Annotated in this window: 17 protein-coding genes and 1 pseudogene; 17 read left to right on the top strand and 1 reads right to left on the bottom strand. The window is 71.8% G+C overall.

All coding sequences use genetic code 11. The features are described 5' to 3' along the window. Positions 1–678, bottom strand: a complete 678-nt coding sequence (locus ACIQU4_RS00495; RefSeq protein ID WP_403723976.1) for a methyltransferase type 11 — start codon at positions 676–678, stop codon at positions 1–3. A 131-nt stretch (positions 679–809) separates the two neighbouring features. Between ACIQU4_RS00495 and proS the strand changes: the two genes are divergently transcribed. From proS to whiG, 17 genes and pseudogenes are all read left to right on the top strand, one after another. Continuing rightward, positions 810–2,222 (top strand): proline--tRNA ligase, encoded by a 1,413-nt coding sequence (gene proS / locus ACIQU4_RS00490; protein WP_403723973.1) that lies wholly within the window; start codon positions 810–812, stop codon positions 2,220–2,222. Between the two features lie 211 nt (positions 2,223–2,433). After that, positions 2,434–3,033, top strand: coding sequence for a hypothetical protein (locus tag ACIQU4_RS00485; RefSeq protein WP_403723971.1), 600 nt, complete (start codon positions 2,434–2,436; stop codon positions 3,031–3,033). Between the two features lie 179 nt (positions 3,034–3,212). Beyond that, on the top strand, positions 3,213–3,653 hold the full coding sequence (gene rpsP, locus ACIQU4_RS00480; protein ID WP_030162461.1) for a 30S ribosomal protein S16: 441 nt from the start codon (positions 3,213–3,215) through the stop codon (positions 3,651–3,653). A 2-nt stretch (positions 3,654–3,655) separates the two neighbouring features. Further along, positions 3,656–3,895: an RNA-binding protein gene (locus ACIQU4_RS00475; protein WP_030011889.1), complete on the top strand. Its 240-nt coding sequence runs from the start codon at positions 3,656–3,658 to the stop codon at positions 3,893–3,895. A 93-nt stretch (positions 3,896–3,988) separates the two neighbouring features. Next, positions 3,989–4,552 carry a ribosome maturation factor RimM gene (rimM, locus tag ACIQU4_RS00470; protein ID WP_403723968.1) on the top strand — a complete coding sequence of 188 codons (564 nt, stop codon included), beginning with the start codon at positions 3,989–3,991 and terminating at the stop codon, positions 4,550–4,552. After that, positions 4,552–5,373 (top strand): tRNA (guanosine(37)-N1)-methyltransferase TrmD, encoded by an 822-nt coding sequence (gene trmD, locus ACIQU4_RS00465; protein WP_385589285.1) that lies wholly within the window; start codon positions 4,552–4,554, stop codon positions 5,371–5,373. Before rimM ends, trmD begins: the two co-directional genes overlap by 1 nt. Before the next feature lie 133 nt (positions 5,374–5,506). Continuing rightward, positions 5,507–5,857: a 50S ribosomal protein L19 gene (gene rplS, locus ACIQU4_RS00460; RefSeq protein ID WP_008737520.1), complete on the top strand. Its 351-nt coding sequence runs from the start codon at positions 5,507–5,509 to the stop codon at positions 5,855–5,857. Positions 5,858–5,901: 44 nt separating this feature from the next. Further along, the gene (lepB, locus tag ACIQU4_RS00455) at positions 5,902–6,717 is read left to right on the top strand and encodes a signal peptidase I (protein WP_403723966.1); all 816 of its coding nucleotides are present in this window, start codon (positions 5,902–5,904) and stop codon (positions 6,715–6,717) included. Then, positions 6,710–7,717 (top strand): annotated as a pseudogene (gene lepB / locus ACIQU4_RS00450) (signal peptidase I); the annotation flags it as partial. The gene lepB (ACIQU4_RS00455) and the pseudogene lepB (ACIQU4_RS00450), both read left to right, overlap by 8 nt. Next, on the top strand, positions 7,689–8,582 hold the full coding sequence (gene lepB, locus ACIQU4_RS00445; protein WP_398906436.1) for a signal peptidase I: 894 nt from the start codon (positions 7,689–7,691) through the stop codon (positions 8,580–8,582). The pseudogene lepB (ACIQU4_RS00450) and the gene lepB (ACIQU4_RS00445), both read left to right, overlap by 29 nt. A 44-nt stretch (positions 8,583–8,626) precedes the next feature. Then, positions 8,627–9,448, top strand: a complete 822-nt coding sequence (gene lepB, locus ACIQU4_RS00440) for a signal peptidase I (RefSeq protein WP_403723963.1) — start codon at positions 8,627–8,629, stop codon at positions 9,446–9,448. After that, the gene (locus ACIQU4_RS00435) at positions 9,438–9,944 is read left to right on the top strand and encodes an NUDIX hydrolase (protein ID WP_403723962.1); all 507 of its coding nucleotides are present in this window, start codon (positions 9,438–9,440) and stop codon (positions 9,942–9,944) included. Before lepB (ACIQU4_RS00440) ends, ACIQU4_RS00435 begins: the two co-directional genes overlap by 11 nt. A gap of 55 nt (positions 9,945–9,999) precedes the next feature. Continuing rightward, positions 10,000–10,308 (top strand): DUF2469 domain-containing protein, encoded by a 309-nt coding sequence (locus ACIQU4_RS00430; protein WP_006139554.1) that lies wholly within the window; start codon positions 10,000–10,002, stop codon positions 10,306–10,308. A 162-nt stretch (positions 10,309–10,470) separates the two neighbouring features. After that, complete coding sequence (locus ACIQU4_RS00425) at positions 10,471–10,842, top strand: YraN family protein (RefSeq protein ID WP_403723959.1); 372 nt, start codon at positions 10,471–10,473, stop codon at positions 10,840–10,842. Next, positions 10,842–12,485, top strand: coding sequence for a YifB family Mg chelatase-like AAA ATPase (locus tag ACIQU4_RS00420; protein ID WP_403723957.1), 1,644 nt, complete (start codon positions 10,842–10,844; stop codon positions 12,483–12,485). The genes ACIQU4_RS00425 and ACIQU4_RS00420 overlap by 1 nt, the downstream gene beginning before the upstream one ends. Continuing rightward, positions 12,482–13,735 carry a DNA-processing protein DprA gene (gene dprA, locus ACIQU4_RS00415; RefSeq protein ID WP_403723955.1) on the top strand — a complete coding sequence of 418 codons (1,254 nt, stop codon included), beginning with the start codon at positions 12,482–12,484 and terminating at the stop codon, positions 13,733–13,735. The genes ACIQU4_RS00420 and dprA overlap by 4 nt, the downstream gene beginning before the upstream one ends. 209 nt (positions 13,736–13,944) lie before the next feature. Further along, positions 13,945–14,781 carry an RNA polymerase sigma factor WhiG gene (gene whiG, locus ACIQU4_RS00410; RefSeq protein ID WP_365956817.1) on the top strand — a complete coding sequence of 279 codons (837 nt, stop codon included), beginning with the start codon at positions 13,945–13,947 and terminating at the stop codon, positions 14,779–14,781. The last annotated feature ends 36 nt before the right edge of the window (positions 14,782–14,817 follow it).

The raw sequence follows: 14,817 nt of genomic DNA, 5'->3' as shown, positions 1-14,817 counted from the left end.
CTACGGCACGCGGGCGATCACGTAGCGGAAGATGTTCGGCAGCCACACGGCGCCGTCCGGCCGCTCGTACGGGTGAAGCGCCTCGGTGAGCTCCTTCTCGACCTGCGCCGGATCGGACGAGGACTCGTACAGCCCCGTCGACAGCAGCCCCCGTACCGCGCTGTCCACGTCCGCGTACCCGAACGGGCAGAACACCCGACCCGATCCGTCGGGCGTGAGCCCGGCCCCTGCCACCGCCGCGTCCAGGTCCCGCGGCGCGGGACCGCCGCCCAGGACCGCGGGCACCGTGCACCGCTCCGCCGGGCCCCAGTCGGCCAGCACCACCGCCCCGCCCCGCCTGACGGCCGGCAGGGCCGTGTCCAGGGCCGCCGCGGACGGCGAGAAGGCCAGCAGTACGTCGTACGGGCGCGCGCCCTCCGGCGGGGCCGGGACCACCTCCAGCAGCCGCTCGCGCGCCAGCGCCCGCCGCGCCGGGTCCGCCTCCACCCCCGTGGCGGCGGCTCCCCGCCCCGCGGCCAGCAGCAGGGCCAGCCCCGACCCGCAGTCCAGGCCGAGCAGCCGGTCGCCCGGCCCGACCTCCAGCCGGTCGTAGACCGCTTCGTACAGCGGTACCAGCATCCGTTCCTGGATCTCCGCCCAGTCCCGGGCGACGAGCGTCGCCGTCGGCGTCGGTGTCATCGAAAGAGCGCTCCTGATTCCTTGTCGCCCCCTTGCCCCCGTTGCCAGAGAACTCCCCATTCGCCCCCGCGTCCAGAGGAGTGCGCCACCCGATTCACGCTCGACGCGCCCGGCGCCGTACCATTCGCGCCATGGCAAAGGCACCCGTTCTCACCCCCCAGGCGGAGGATTTCCCCCGCTGGTACCAGGATCTGATCAACAAGGCCGAGCTGGCCGACAACGGTCCGGTACGCGGCACCATGGTCATCCGACCGTACGGCTACGGGCTGTGGGAGCGGATGCAGCAGGAGATGGACGCGCGCATCAAGGACGCGGGCGCCCAGAACGCGTACTTCCCGCTGTTCATCCCGCAGTCGTACCTGACGCGCGAAGCCGAGCACGTCGAGGGCTTCGCCCCCGAGCTCGCGGTCGTCACGCACGGCGGTGGCAAGGAGCTGGACGAGCCGGTCGTGGTCCGGCCCACCTCCGAGACGATCATCAACGACTACTTCTCGAAGTGGGTCCAGAGTTACCGCGACCTGCCCCTTCTGATCAACCAGTGGGCGAACGTGGTCCGCTGGGAGATGCGCCCGCGCGTCTTCCTCCGTACGAGTGAGTTCCTCTGGCAGGAGGGCCACACCGCCCACGCCACGTACGAGGAAGCCCGCGACTACGCCGCCCGCATCCACACGGACGTGTACGGCGACTTCATGACGAACGTGCTCGGCATCGACGTCGTGCTCGGCCGCAAGACCGCCAAGGAGCGCTTCGCCGGCGCCATCAACACCCTCACCCTCGAGGGCATGATGGGCGACGGCAAGGCCCTGCAGCTGGGCACGAGCCACGAGCTCGGCACCAACTTCGCCAAGGCCTTCAACACGCAGTACCTGTCGAAGGAAGGCAAGCAGGAGCTCGTCTGGCAGACCTCGTGGGGCGTCTCGACCCGCATGGTCGGCGGTCTGATCATGTCCCACGGCGACGACAACGGCCTCCGCGTCCCGCCGCGCCTCGCGCACATCCAGGTCGTCGTCATGGCGATCAAGGGCGACGAGGCCGTCACGAAGGTCCGCGAGCTCGGCGCTCAGCTGAAGGCCGCCGGCATCCGCGTGCACGTCGACGACCGCGTCGACACCCCCTTCGGCCGCCGCGCCGTCGACTGGGAGCTCAAGGGCGTACCGGTCCGCGTGGAGATCGGCCCCCGCGACCTGGAGGCCGGCACCGCGATGCTGGCCCGCCGGATCCCGGGCGGCAAGGAGCCGGTGCAGATCGACGCGCTCGCCGACCTGCTGCCCAAGGTGCTCGAAGAGGACCAGGCGCAGCTGCTGCGCGAGTCCCGCGAGCGCCGCCTGGCCCGCACCTGCGACGTCTCCACCATCGAGGAGGCCGCCGAGGCCGCCATCGCCGGCGGCTGGGCGCGGATCCCGTGGGCCGACCTCGGCCCCGAGGGCGAGGCCAAGCTGGGTGAGCAGGCCGTCTCCGTACGCTGCCTGATCGCCGCCGACGGGTCGGTTCCGGAGGCGGACGACGCCCCCGGTACGCTCGCGATCGTCGCGCGCTCGTACTGATCGCCCCTCTACGACCAGGGGTCGGCCCCGGCGCACGGCACGAGCCGCGCGCCGGGGCCGGTCCTTTTGGTCGACGTTACGTACCGACTCATCCTGGGATCGGCGCACCCGTCCTCGTCGGGACGCATGAGACTGAACTGACTGGTACGTGCAAAAAATTTGGAATGGCCCGGAATCGGAACACCGGGGCACCCCGGCTCGTTGTCACGACGTGAGCACGACACCACCTGTTCTCGCCGCAGAGCTGGCGCAGGCGTGGGCCGACATTCAGCGGTACCACTCCGAGCTGCCTGACCTTGCCGCGCCCGAGTCCCTGATCGGAGAGTCCTCGTCCGCCTGCGGCGCCGAGCTCTCCTTCGAGCGACTGCTGCACGAGGCAGTCCACGGCATCGCAGCCGCCCGCGGAGTGCGCGACACCTCGCGGGCAGGCCGCTACCACAACCGCAGATTCCTCGCGATCGCCGAGGAGATGGGGCTGGACCACTCCGACGAGCCGCACGCCAGCAGCGGCTTCTCGCTGGTCTCGCTCAATCCCGAGGCGAAGAAGCGCTACCGCCCCACCATGGAGCGCCTGCAGCGCGCGCTGAAGGCGCACACGGTCGCGACGGCCGCCGACACCAAGCGCAGTTTCCGCGGGCCGGCCGCCCGGCACGGCTCCTCGGGTGGCGGTGTCCGCGTCAAGGCGGTCTGCGACTGCGGGCGCAATGTGCGGGTGGTCCCCTCCGTGCTGGCCCAGGCGCCGATCGTGTGCGGCGGCTGTATGAAGCCGTTCCGCATCCCCGAGGTCGCCGTCTCCGCCGCCGCCTCCTGAGCCCGGCCGACTCCCCGCGAGAAGCGCCGCAGGCATGTGGCACAATGGCTAGCTGTACTCGACAGTCGCATAGGACCCCTCTCTCCTCCGGCTGACGCGTCCATCGGGCACCCGAGTACCGCAACCCCACGTGGCATCTCATGTGCCCAACCACGTCAAGTTCAGGAGACACCACTCCAGTGGCAGTCAAGATCAAGCTCAAGCGCCTCGGCAAGATTCGCCAGCCGCACTACCGCATCGTCGTCGCCGACGCCCGCACCCGCCGGGACGGTCGCGCGATCGAAGAGATCGGTATCTACCACCCGACGTACAACCCGTCGCGCATCGAGGTCAACGCCGAGCGTGCGCAGTACTGGCTGTCGGTCGGCGCCCAGCCCACCGAGGCTGTGCTCGCCATCCTGAAGCTCACCGGTGACTGGCAGGCGCACAAGGGCCTCCCGGCCCCCGCGCCGCTGCTGCAGCCGGAGACGAAGGAGAGCAAGCGTCGCTCCTTCGACGAGTTCGCCAAGGCCCTCGAGGGCATCGGCGAGACCAAGGGCGAGGCCATCACGCAGAAGGCGAAGAAGGCCGACAAGAAGGCGGACGAGGCTGAGGCCGCCGCCGAGTCGACCGAGGCCTGATCATGCTCGAGGAGGCTCTTGAGCACCTCGTAAAGGGCATTGTGGACAACCCCGACGAAGTGCAGGTCGCCTCGCGCAACCTGCGTCGCGGGCAGGTGCTCGAGGTCCGGGTTCACCCGGACGACCTCGGGAAGGTGATCGGCCGCAACGGCCGCACCGCGCGTGCCCTGCGTACCGTCGTGGGCGCCATCGGCGGCCGGGGGATCCGCGTCGACCTCGTCGACGTGGACCAGGTCCGCTGAGACTTGGTTCATCGAGAACGTGAATCACCGGCACGGGCCGGGGAGGGCATTCGTGCCCGCCCCGGCCCGTCGTCGTCTGAACAGGAGAAATAGGTGGAGCTGGTAGTCGCGCGGATCGGCCGCGCCCACGGGATCAAGGGTGAGGTCAGCGTCGAGGTGCGGACCGACGAGCCGGAGCTGCGGCTCTCGCCCGGTGCCGTGCTGCGGACCGAACCGGCGTCGGCGGGTCCGCTGACCATCGAGACGGGCCGTGTGCACAGCGGGAGGCTGATGCTCCGCTTCGCCGGCGTCAAGGACCGCACCGGCGCCGAGGCGCTGCGCAACATCCTGCTGATCGCCGACGTCGACCCCTCGGAGCTCCCCGAGGAGGAAGACGAGTACTACGACCACCAGCTGATGGACCTGGACGTGGTGCTCGAGGACGGTACCGAGATCGGCCGGATCACCGAGATCTCCCACCTGCCCTCGCAGGACCTCTTCATCGTCGAGCGCCCCGACGGCACCGAGGTGATGATCCCGTTCGTCGAGGAGATCGTCGCCGAGATCGACCTGGAGGAGCAGCGCTGCGTCATCACCCCGCCGCCCGGGCTGATCGACGACCGCGCCGAGATCGTCTCCACGCGTGACGACGGGGCCGAGGCCGGGGAAGAAGCCTGATGCGTCTCGACGTCGTCACGATCTTCCCCGAGTACCTGGAGCCGCTGAACGTCTCCCTCGTCGGCAAGGCGCGGGCCCGCGGGCAGCTCGACGTACACGTCCACGACCTGCGGGACTGGACGTACGACCGGCACAACACGGTCGACGACACCCCGTACGGCGGCGGCCCCGGCATGGTCATGAAGACCGAGCCGTGGGGCGAGGCCCTCGACGCGGCCCTCGCCGACGGGTACGAGTCCGGCGCGCGCGGGCCGGTCATGGTCGTCCCCACGCCCAGCGGCCGCCCGTTCACCCAGGAACTGGCCGTCGAGCTCTCCGAGCGGCCCTGGCTGATCTTCACGCCGGCCCGGTACGAGGGCATCGACCGCCGGGTCATGGACGAGTACGCCACGCGCATGCCGGTCTACGAGGTCTCCATCGGCGACTACGTGCTGGCGGGCGGCGAGGCCGCCGTCCTCGTCGTCACCGAGGCCGTGGCCCGGCTGCTGCCCGGTGTGCTCGGCAACGCCGAATCGCACCGCGACGACTCCTTCGCACCCGGCGAGATGGCGAACCTGCTGGAGGGGCCGGTCTACACGAAGCCCCCGGAGTGGCGCGGCCGGGGCATCCCGGACGTGCTGCTCAGCGGCCACCACGGGAAGATCGCCCGCTGGCGCCGGGACGAGGCCTTCCGCCGGACCGCGCGGCACCGCCCGGATCTGATCGAGCGCTGCGAGGCCTCGGCCTTCGACAAGAAGGACCGCGAGATCCTGAGCATCCTGGGCTGGCGGCCCGCCGCCGACGGCCGATTTTGGCGTAGGCCGGAGGCCGTGGAAGAATAGGCGGCTGCTGTGTGCTCGCGTGCGCCCCTGCCACAGGGGGACAGTCGTTCGCCGAGTGACGCGGCTCCCGAATTCTCTCCGGAAACCCGCACCGGCGGCCTGTGGCGTCGTGCGAAGAAAGCAGACGAAGAACATGTCTCACCTGCTCGATGGCGTCAACGCCGCCTCGATCCGCTCCGACGTCCCGGCCTTCCGCCCGGGTGACACGATCAACGTGCACGTCCGCGTCATCGAGGGCAACCGCTCCCGTATCCAGCAGTTCAAGGGTGTTGTCATCCGTCGCCAGGGCTCTGGCGTCTCCGAGACCTTCACCGTTCGCAAGGTCTCCTTCAGCGTCGGCGTCGAGCGCACCTTCCCGGTGAACTCCCCGATCTTCGAGAAGATCGAGCTCGTCACCCGCGGTGACGTGCGTCGCGCCAAGCTGTACTTCCTCCGTGAGCTCCGCGGCAAGGCCGCGAAGATCAAGGAGAAGCGCGACCGCTGATCTCCTCTCCGGGTTCCGGGGGCGGCCGGATAGGCTCGCCCTCGATGGACACCGAAGCAGAGCTCACACAGCGCGGCCACTCCTCCCCCGAATCGGGGGAGGGGCGGCCGCGTTCTGCGTTGTGGGGACGGAGTGCGCTGCCCACGTGGCGGGCCTTCCTGACCGTGCGGGGGGCCGCGCTGCTCGGCGTGCTCTGCACGGGATTCCTGCTGCTGGTCAGCAACTTCGTCGTACAGCCCTTCCAGATCCCGAGCCGGTCGATGGAGCCGACGCTCCAGGTCGGGGACCGGGTGCTGGTGAACAAGCTGGCGTACCGTTTCGGCGACCGGCCGAAGCGCGGGGACGTGGTGGTCTTCGACGGTACGGGCTCCTTCGTACGGGAGCGGGCCGAGGGCAATCCGATCGGCGAGGCCCTGCACGGCGCGGCCTCCGCGCTCGGGATCGGCGAGCCGTCCGAGACCGACTTCGTGAAGCGGGTCGTGGGCGTCGGCGGTGACGACGTGGTGTGCTGCGACGCCGGAGGGCGGATCAAGGTGAACGGGGTCCCGGTGGAGGAGTCGTACCTGTACCCCGGCGACGCGCCCTCGAAGGTGCCCTTCCGGATCGTCGTACCCCTTGGGACCCTGTGGGTCATGGGTGATCATCGTTCCCAGTCCCGGGACTCCCGGGACCACCTGGGGGAACCGGGCGGGGGGATGGTGCCGGTGGAGAAGGTGATCGGGCGGGCCGACTGGATCGGCTGGCCGGTTTCGCGGTGGGGGTCGACTCCTGCGGCTCCCACGGTGAGCGCGTCCACGGCGACAACCTCCAGGGCGACCGCGTCCACGGCGACCGCGTCTTCCGGCGGCGGCCATGGGTAGCCGGGGGCGGTCGAGAGGTGGCCGGGTCCCCGAGCCGGAGCCGGACCCGGAGCCCGAGCCGGTCCCCCCGGCGGCCGAGAGCGGCGGCCGGGCCGAGCGGCGCCGGCTGGCCCGCCGGGTCAAGCGGCGCAGGCGTACCCGCCGGGTGGGCGAGGTGCCGCTGCTGATCATCGTGGCGCTGTGCATCGCGCTGGTCCTCAAGACCTTCCTCGTGCAGGCCTTCTTCATCCCGTCCGGATCCATGGAGCAGACGATCCGGATCGGCGACCGGGTGCTGGTCGACAAGCTGACCCCGTGGTTCGGCTCCAAGGTCGAGCGCGGCGACGTCGTGGTGTTCAAGGACCCCGGCGGCTGGCTCAAGGGCGAGGCCGCGCGCCCGCCCGAGGACCCGGTCGGCGTCAAGCAGATCAAGGAGACGCTGACCTTCATCGGCCTGCTGCCCTCCGCCGACGAACAGGACCTGATCAAGCGGGTCATCGGCGTCGGCGGCGACACCGTCGTGTGCTGCGACGCCAAGGGCCGCGTCACCGTCAACGGAACGGCTCTCGACGAGCCGTACGTGAGCCCCGGCAACGCCCCCTCCGAAATCCGGTTCGAGGTGCAGGTGCCCCGCGGGCGGCTCTTCGTGATGGGCGACCACCGGGCGAATTCGGCAGATTCCCGCTTCCACCTCGACGAGGCCTTCGACGGGACCATCGACGAGAAGGGCGTAGTGGGGCAGGCCGTCGTCATCGCCTGGCCGTTCGACCACTGGCGCAAGCTCGAACAGCCCGTGACCTTCCGTTCGGTCCCCGATCCGGCCCCGAGCGGGCGACGCGGCCGCCGACGGCGCCGACGCGGCCCGCCGTTCGCATAGTGTGTCCTCGGTCTCCCGCGCCTTAGGGAACTCCCGCTCGTTAAGGGAGGGGAGGGCCCGTATCCGATTCGGCGCGGGCGGCGATCTGCGAGGTTGAGGAGTGGATGTGGGGGATGTGGCGGTAGGCGCGCGATCCGGACGCGATGAAGGCGAGGAGCGGCCGGACGATGCCGAGCGCGAGGCCGAGGACGGTGGTGCCGAGGCGAAGCCGCACCGCTCGTTCTGGAAGGAGCTCCCGCTCCTCGTCGGCATCGCCCTGCTGCTCGCCCTGCTGATCAAGACCTTCCTGGTGCAGGCGTTCTCGATCCCGTCCGACTCGATGCAGAACACCCTGCAGCGAGGCGACCGGGTGCTCGTGGACAAGCTGACGCCGTGGTTCGGCTCGGAGCCCGAGCGCGGTGAGGTCGTGGTCTTCCACGACCCCGCGAGCTGGCTGGCCGGGGAGCCCACCCCGGAGCCCAACTTCGCGCAGCAGATCCTCAGCAAGATCGGCCTGATGCCGTCCGCGGACGAGAAGGACCTGATCAAGCGGACCATCGCCATCGGCGGTGACACGGTCGAGTGCAAGAAGGGCGGACCGGTCGTCGTCAACGGCAAGGAGCTCGACGAGCCGTACATCTACCCGGGCAACACCCCGTGCGACGACGCCCCGTTCGGTCCGATCACGGTGCCCAAGGGCAAGATCTGGGTGATGGGCGACCACCGGCAGAACTCGCAGGACTCCCGCTACCACATGCAGGACTCCACGCAGGGCTTCGTGCCCGTCGACAAGGTCGTCGGGCGTGCCGTGGTCGTGGCCTGGCCGATCACCCGGTGGGCGACCCTGCCCATCCCGGACACCTTCGACCAGCCGGGCATCGGGAACCAGACCAAGGCGACCGCGATGGGCCTCGGGGCCGCCGGGCTGGCGCCCGTCGGGCTCGGACCGGCCGCGCTGGGCCTGGCCGGAGCGGTTCCGGTCGTCATGTGGCGCCGGCGGAGGCTGACCAGCGGGACTACCGGCAGGTAGGGTGCCGCCCAGGTCGTCGATCCCGGAAGTGTGGGGGCGCTGCAATGGGCGAAACGCTGAAAACGCAGACAAGCGGTACCGAGGGCATACGCGGTACCGGAGCAACACGCGGTGGCAAGGACGGCCGCGGCGGTCTCGGCAACGTGCTGTCGGGAGTCGCCGTGGCCGTCGGCTTTGTCCTCTTCCTGGGCGCCTTCGCCTGGGGGGCCTTCACCTACCGGCCGTACACGGTGCCGACCGACTCGATGATGCCGACGGTGAACCCCGGGGACCGCGTGATCGCGCAGCGCATCGACGGCGGTCAGGTGCGGCGCGGCGACGTGGTCGTGTTCACCGACCACGCGTGGAGCGACTCGCCCATGGTCAAGCGCGTCGTCGCCATCGGCGGCGACACCGTGAAGTGCTGCGGGGCGGGCGGCCGCCTCACCGTGAACGGCAAGGAGCTCGACGAGCCGTACCTCGAACACGCCCTGCCCGAGGGGGCGCCCGCGAACAGCGCCGCCGTGCCGGCCTCCGACACTCCCTTCGAGGTCACGGTGCCCGAGGGCAACCTCTTCCTGCTGGGCGACCAGCGCGCCGCCTCGCTCGACTCCCGCTCCCACCTCCAGGAGGCCGGCCAGGGCACCGTGCCCCGGTCCGCGGTCCAGGCCCGGGTCGACGCCCTCGCCTGGCCCACGGTGAAGATGCTGGAGCGGCCCGCCACGTACGCCTCCCTTCCGGGAGGGATCTCGCGGCCGGGGCCGCTGCGCATCCAGGTGGCCGCGGTGGTCGCCGGAGCCGCCCTGGTGCTGCTGGGGGCCGCGTACGGGCCCCTCGTACGGTTCCTGCGGCGCGGACGGCGGCGGGAGCCGGGCGATGCCCGCTGACGAGGCCGCCGCGGACGGCCCGCGCAAGGTGTCCCGGGTGATCCTGCTGGACCCCGCCGACCGGATCCTGCTGCTCCACGGTTTCGAACCGGACAATCCCGCGGACCACTGGTGGTTCACCCCGGGCGGCGGACTCGAGGGCGACGAGACCCGGGAGCAGGCCGCGCTGCGGGAGCTCGCCGAGGAGACGGGGATCACGGAGGTGGATCTGGGGCCGGTGCTGTGGCAGCGGTACTGCTCGTTCCCGTTCGACGGGCGGCGCTGGGAGCAGGACGAGTGGTACTACCTGGCCCGGACCGCGCGGACGCGGACCGAGCTGAGCGGGCTCACCGAGCTGGAGCGACGCAGCGTCAGCGGTGCCAGGTGGTGGACCTCCGAGGAACTTCTCTCGGCCCATGAGACGGTGTACCCGACCAGACTCGCCGAGCTGCTCCGTACGCTGCTCGACGACGGTCCCCCGGGTGCGCCGGTGGTCCTGGCCCCGGAAATCGTTTAGGGGCGCACGGGCCTGGCGCACAATAGGGGGACGCACGGCTGAAGGGGAACATGCCATGAGCGCCGAGGACCTCGAGAAGTACGAGACCGAGATGGAGCTGAAGCTCTATCGCGAGTACCGCGACGTCGTCGGGCTGTTCAAGTACGTGATCGAGACCGAACGTCGTTTCTACCTCACGAACGACTACGAGATGCAGGTGCACTCGGTCCAGGGGGAGGTGTTCTTCGAGGTCACGATGGCCGACGCCTGGGTGTGGGACATGTACCGGCCGGCCCGCTTCGTGAAGCAGGTGCGGGTGCTGACCTTCAAGGACGTGAACATCGAGGAGCTCAACAAGAGCGATCTCGAACTGCCCGGCAGCTGACGCCCGGCCCTTCGCCGCCTGCGCGCGTTCCCGCGCCCACCGTCCCGGCCCTCCCGGTTTCACCCTCAGGGGTGAGGGGGTTGTCCACAATGCCCTCACTGTCCACCAAGATCCACAGGGTGGGCGGGACCGCGGGATCGTCGGGGGCGGAGGTGGTGCCCGATGAACGCGAAGGGCGTGGCACGGCAGGCGTTGGGGCGGTACGGCGAGGAGCTCGCGGCGCGGCGGCTGACCGAGGCCGGCATGACGGTGATCGCGCGGAACTGGCGGTGCCGCAGCGGGGAGATCGACATCGTCGCGCGGGACGGGGACGCCCTCGTCGTGTGCGAGGTCAAGACGCGCCGGGCGGGGGATTTCGAACACCCCATGGCCGCCGTCCGCCCCGGCAAGGCCGAGCGACTGCGCCGGCTCGCCGGGCGCTGGCTCGCCGACCACGGCGGGCCGCCCCCGGGCGGGGTCCGGATCGACCTCGTGGGAGTCCTGCTGCCGCGGCGCGGTGCGGCCGTGGTGGAGCACGTCCGGGGGGTGGCGTGATGGGTTTCGCACGAGCCTGCTCGGTGGCCCTGGTGGGTGTCGACGGCGTGGTGGTGGAGGTCCAGGCCGATCTGGAGCCCGGACTCGCCGCTTTCACCCTGGTGGGGCTGCCCGACAAGACCCTGACCGAGAGCCGGGACCGGGTGCGGGCCGCCGTCGTGAACTCGGGCGCGACCTGGCCGCAGAAGAAGCTCACGGTCGGGCTCAGCCCGGCTTCCGTACCGAAATCGGGCGCGGGATTCGACCTGGCCGTCGCGGCCGCCGTGCTGGGCGCCGCCGAGGTGGTCGACCCGGCCGCCATCGCCGATCTGGTGCTCATCGGGGAGCTGGGGCTGGACGGCCGGGTGCGGCCGGTGCGGGGCATCCTGCCTGCGGTCCTCGCCGCGGCCGACGCCGGGTACCGGAACGTGGTGGTGCCGCAGCAGTGCGCCGCCGAGGCCATGCTCGTCCCGGACGTCAGCGTGCTCGGCGTGCGCAGCCTGCGCCAGCTGATCGCGGTCCTCACCGACGGGGAGGTCCCCGAGGAGGAACCACCGGATCCGCTGGGGCGGCCCGATCCGATGCTGGCCGGGCTGGTGGTCCCGGGCGCGGGCATCGGCACGGGGATCTCCCGAGGCGGGGGCCGGTCCGGGGAGGCGGGGGAGGTCCCGGACTTCCCCGACCTCTCCGATGTCGCCGGGCAGCACGGCGCCCGCCGGGCCCTGGAGGTGGCCGCCTCCGGGGGCCACCACCTCTTCCTCAGCGGACCGCCGGGAGCCGGCAAGACGATGCTGGCCGAGCGGATCCCCTGGATCCTCCCGCCGCTCTGCCGGCAGGACTCCCTGGAGGTCACGGCCGTGCACTCGGTCGCCGGGGTCCTGCCGCCGGGCGAACCGCTGGTGGCCCGGCCCCCGTACTGCGCGCCGCACCATTCGGCGACCATGCAGTCCCTGGTCGGCGGTGGGGCGGGGGTGCCGCGGCCCGGGGCGGTCTCCCTGGCCCACCGGGGCGTGCTGTTCCTCGACGAGGCCGCCGAGTTCAGCACCAAGGCGCTCGACGCGCTGCGCCAGCCCCTGGAATCGGGGTACGTGGTGATCGCCCGGGCCGCGGGGGTGGTGCGGCTGCCGGCCCGGTTCCTGATGGTCCTCGCGGCGAACCCCTGCCCGTGCGGGCGCCACACCCGGCTCGGGGCCGGCTGCGAATGCCCGGCCTCGGTGATCCGGCGCTACCAGGCCAGGCTGTCGGGGCCGCTGCTGGACCGGGTGGACCTGCGGGTGGAGGTCGAGCCGGTCACCCGTTCCGACCTGCTGGGGCGCGGGGGCCGCGGGGAGTCCACGGCGGTCGTCGCCGACCGGGTGCGGGAGGCCAGGGACCGCACCGCGGCCCGGCTCGCCGACACCCCGTGGCGGCTCAACGCCGAGGTGCCCGGGCACGAGCTGCGCACCCGCTGGCAGGCGGCCCCCGGGGCGCTGGCCCAGGCCGAGCGTGACCTGGAGCGCGGGCTGCTCACCGCCCGCGGGCTGGACCGGGTGCTGCGGGTCGCCTGGACCGTGGCCGACCTGCGCGGCAGGGACCGCCCCGAGGCCCTGGACGTGGCCGTCGCCCTCGAACTGCGCACCGGCATCGCCCGCGGGGCGGCCCTGGCCATGGGGGCGCAGTCATGAGCGTCCCGGAGGGGCCGGAGCAGGCGTACGGGACCGGACCGGCGAGCGATTCCGAGCCGGTCGAAGGGTCCTGGACGGAGGCCGAGCCCGACCCGGAGTTGCTGGCGCGGGCCGCGCTGACGCGGGTGTTGGAGCCCGGGGACGAGCACGGCGGGCGGTGGCTGCGCGAGCACGGCGCCGTCGGGCTGATACGGCTGCTGACGGGCCCGGACACCGCCGCGGCGACCCTCGCCGGGGTGGGGGAGCAGCGGCTCGCCGGCTACCGCGGACGGGCCGCGCTCGCCGACCCCCGGCGGGACCTGGCGGCCGCCGCGCGCAGCGGCGGCCGGTTCATCTGCCCCGGCTCCCCGCAGTGGCCGACCCAGCTGGACGACCTCGGCGACGCCCGGCCCATCGGGCTCTGGCTGCGGGGCAGGCCGGACCTGCGGACCTGGGCGCTGCGCTCCGTCGCCGTGGTCGGGGCCCGGGCCTGCACCCCGTACGGCGCGCACATGGCCCAGACCCTGGCGGGCGGACTCGCCGAGCGGGGCTGGGTGGTGGTCTCGGGAGCGGCGTACGGGGTCGACGGCGCGGCCCATAGAGGGGCCCTCGCCTCGGGCGGCGCCACCGCCGCGGTGCTCGCCTGCGGCGTGGACATCGCCTACCCGCGCGGCCACGCCGAGTTGCTCGGCCGGATCGCCGCGCAGGGGATCGTGGTGGGGGAGCTGCCGCCCGGAAGCCACCCGACCCCGAGCCGGTTCGTGCTGCGCAACCGGGTCATCGCCGCACTGACCCGGGGCACCGTGGTGGTCGAGGCGGCCCACCGCAGCGGCTCCCTGGTCACGGCCCGGCGGGCCCAGCGGCTCGGGCGGTTCACCATGGGCGTCCCCGGCCCGGCCACCAGCGGGCTCTCGGGCGGGGTGCACGAACTGCTGCGCGGCGAGGCCGTGCTCGTCACGGACGCCGCAGAAGTGGTCGAGCTCGTCGGCGGCATGGGCGAACTGGCCCCCGAGCGGCGCGGCCCGGTGCTCGCCCGGGACCTGCTGGACCGGGACACCGCCCGCGTGCTCGAAGCCATGCCGGCCGGCCGCCTCGCGCACGCGGACCAAGTGGCCCTCGCCGCCGGCACCGGAACCGATGAAGTCATCGGCAGACTGTACGAACTTCACTCTCTGGGGTTCGTCGAACGGCAGGGCGAGGGCTGGCAGTTGACCACACAATCACCTGAAGGAGGCACACAAACCGGCGGCACCCGGCGAGGCGGTCATTGACCTGGGGTGTTCCGGTGAAAGAGTGAAGCCGATGAGAGACGCGGTCTCCCCGGTGGCAGCCGCCGGGACCGAGCGCCAGGCGCCGGTCCCGGGTCGCCCGCGCGAGTCAGGACGCCCCGGTGCCCATGCGCGATCCCGTACTCTTCGCGCACCGCGACACTTCCGTCACGCTACGCTCCCAAGGAATCCGGCTCCGGCAAAGGCGAAGCATGCCCCAGCACACCTCAGGGTCTGACCGCGCTGCGGTGCCCCCCGCTGCCCGCGGCAGCGTGCGGACCACCGCGCCCTCGTCCCTCGAGGTGCTGTGGCGCTCGTACAAGGAGAGCGGTGACGAGCGGCTGCGGGAGCAGCTGATCCTGCACTACTCGCCCCTGGTGAAGTACGTGGCAGGCCGGGTCAGCGTGGGCCTGCCGCCCAATGTGGAACAGGCCGACTTCGTCTCCTCCGGGGTCTTCGGGCTGATCGACGCCATCGAGAAGTTCGACATCGACCGGTCCATCAAGTTCGAGACGTACGCGATCACCCGCATCCGGGGCGCGATGATCGACGAGCTGCGCGCCCTGGACTGGATCCCGCGCTCGGTCCGGCAGAAGGCGAGGGCCGTGGAGCGGGCCTACGCCACCCTCGAAGCCCAGCTGCGCCGTACCCCGACCGAGCACGAGGTCGCCGGCGAGATGGGCATCGCCGTGGAGGAACTCCACGCCGTGTTCAGTCAGTTGTCGCTGGCCAACGTGGTCGCCCTGGAGGAGCTGCTGCACGTCGGCGGCGAGGGCGGCGACCGCCTCTCGCTGATGGACACCCTGGAGGACACCGCCGCCGACAACCCGGTGGAGGTGGCCGAGGACCGCGAGCTGCGCAGGCTCCTGGCCAGGGCGATCAACACCCTGCCGGAGCGCGAGAAGACCGTGGTCACGCTGTACTACTACGAGGGCCTCACGCTGGCCGAGATCGGCAACGTACTGGGCGTCACCGAGAGCCGGGTCAGCCAGATCCACACCAAGTCGGTGCTCCAGCTGCGGGCCAAGCTGGCGGATGTCGGCCGGTGAGCTTGCGGCACCTCCGTAGAGTGGACGCGTGCCCAG

The organism is Streptomyces sp. NPDC090741, assembly GCF_044769045.1.
Taxonomy (GTDB): domain Bacteria; phylum Actinomycetota; class Actinomycetes; order Streptomycetales; family Streptomycetaceae; genus Streptomyces.
This window is presented reverse-complemented; position numbering and strand designations above follow the sequence as displayed.

What these genes read in the sequence shown, in the direction of transcription:
- trmD (WP_385589285.1), top strand. Translation starts at nt 4,552, where the DNA reads ATGCGTCTCGACGTCGTCACGATCTTCCCCGAGTACCTGGAGCCGCTG.
- whiG (WP_365956817.1), top strand. Translation starts at nt 13,945, where the DNA reads ATGCCCCAGCACACCTCAGGGTCTGACCGCGCTGCGGTGCCCCCCGCT.
- lepB (WP_403723963.1), top strand. Translation starts at nt 8,627, where the DNA reads ATGGGCGAAACGCTGAAAACGCAGACAAGCGGTACCGAGGGCATACGC.
- ACIQU4_RS00435 (WP_403723962.1), top strand. Translation starts at nt 9,438, where the DNA reads ATGCCCGCTGACGAGGCCGCCGCGGACGGCCCGCGCAAGGTGTCCCGG.
- ACIQU4_RS00475 (WP_030011889.1), top strand. Translation starts at nt 3,656, where the DNA reads ATGCTCGAGGAGGCTCTTGAGCACCTCGTAAAGGGCATTGTGGACAAC.
- ACIQU4_RS00430 (WP_006139554.1), top strand. Translation starts at nt 10,000, where the DNA reads ATGAGCGCCGAGGACCTCGAGAAGTACGAGACCGAGATGGAGCTGAAG.
- lepB (WP_403723966.1), top strand. Translation starts at nt 5,902, where the DNA reads ATGGACACCGAAGCAGAGCTCACACAGCGCGGCCACTCCTCCCCCGAA.
- ACIQU4_RS00420 (WP_403723957.1), top strand. Translation starts at nt 10,842, where the DNA reads ATGGGTTTCGCACGAGCCTGCTCGGTGGCCCTGGTGGGTGTCGACGGC.
- ACIQU4_RS00495 (WP_403723976.1), bottom strand. Translation starts at nt 678, where the DNA reads ATGACACCGACGCCGACGGCGACGCTCGTCGCCCGGGACTGGGCGGAG.
- dprA (WP_403723955.1), top strand. Translation starts at nt 12,482, where the DNA reads ATGAGCGTCCCGGAGGGGCCGGAGCAGGCGTACGGGACCGGACCGGCG.
- proS (WP_403723973.1), top strand. Translation starts at nt 810, where the DNA reads ATGGCAAAGGCACCCGTTCTCACCCCCCAGGCGGAGGATTTCCCCCGC.
- ACIQU4_RS00425 (WP_403723959.1), top strand. Translation starts at nt 10,471, where the DNA reads ATGAACGCGAAGGGCGTGGCACGGCAGGCGTTGGGGCGGTACGGCGAG.
- rplS (WP_008737520.1), top strand. Translation starts at nt 5,507, where the DNA reads ATGTCTCACCTGCTCGATGGCGTCAACGCCGCCTCGATCCGCTCCGAC.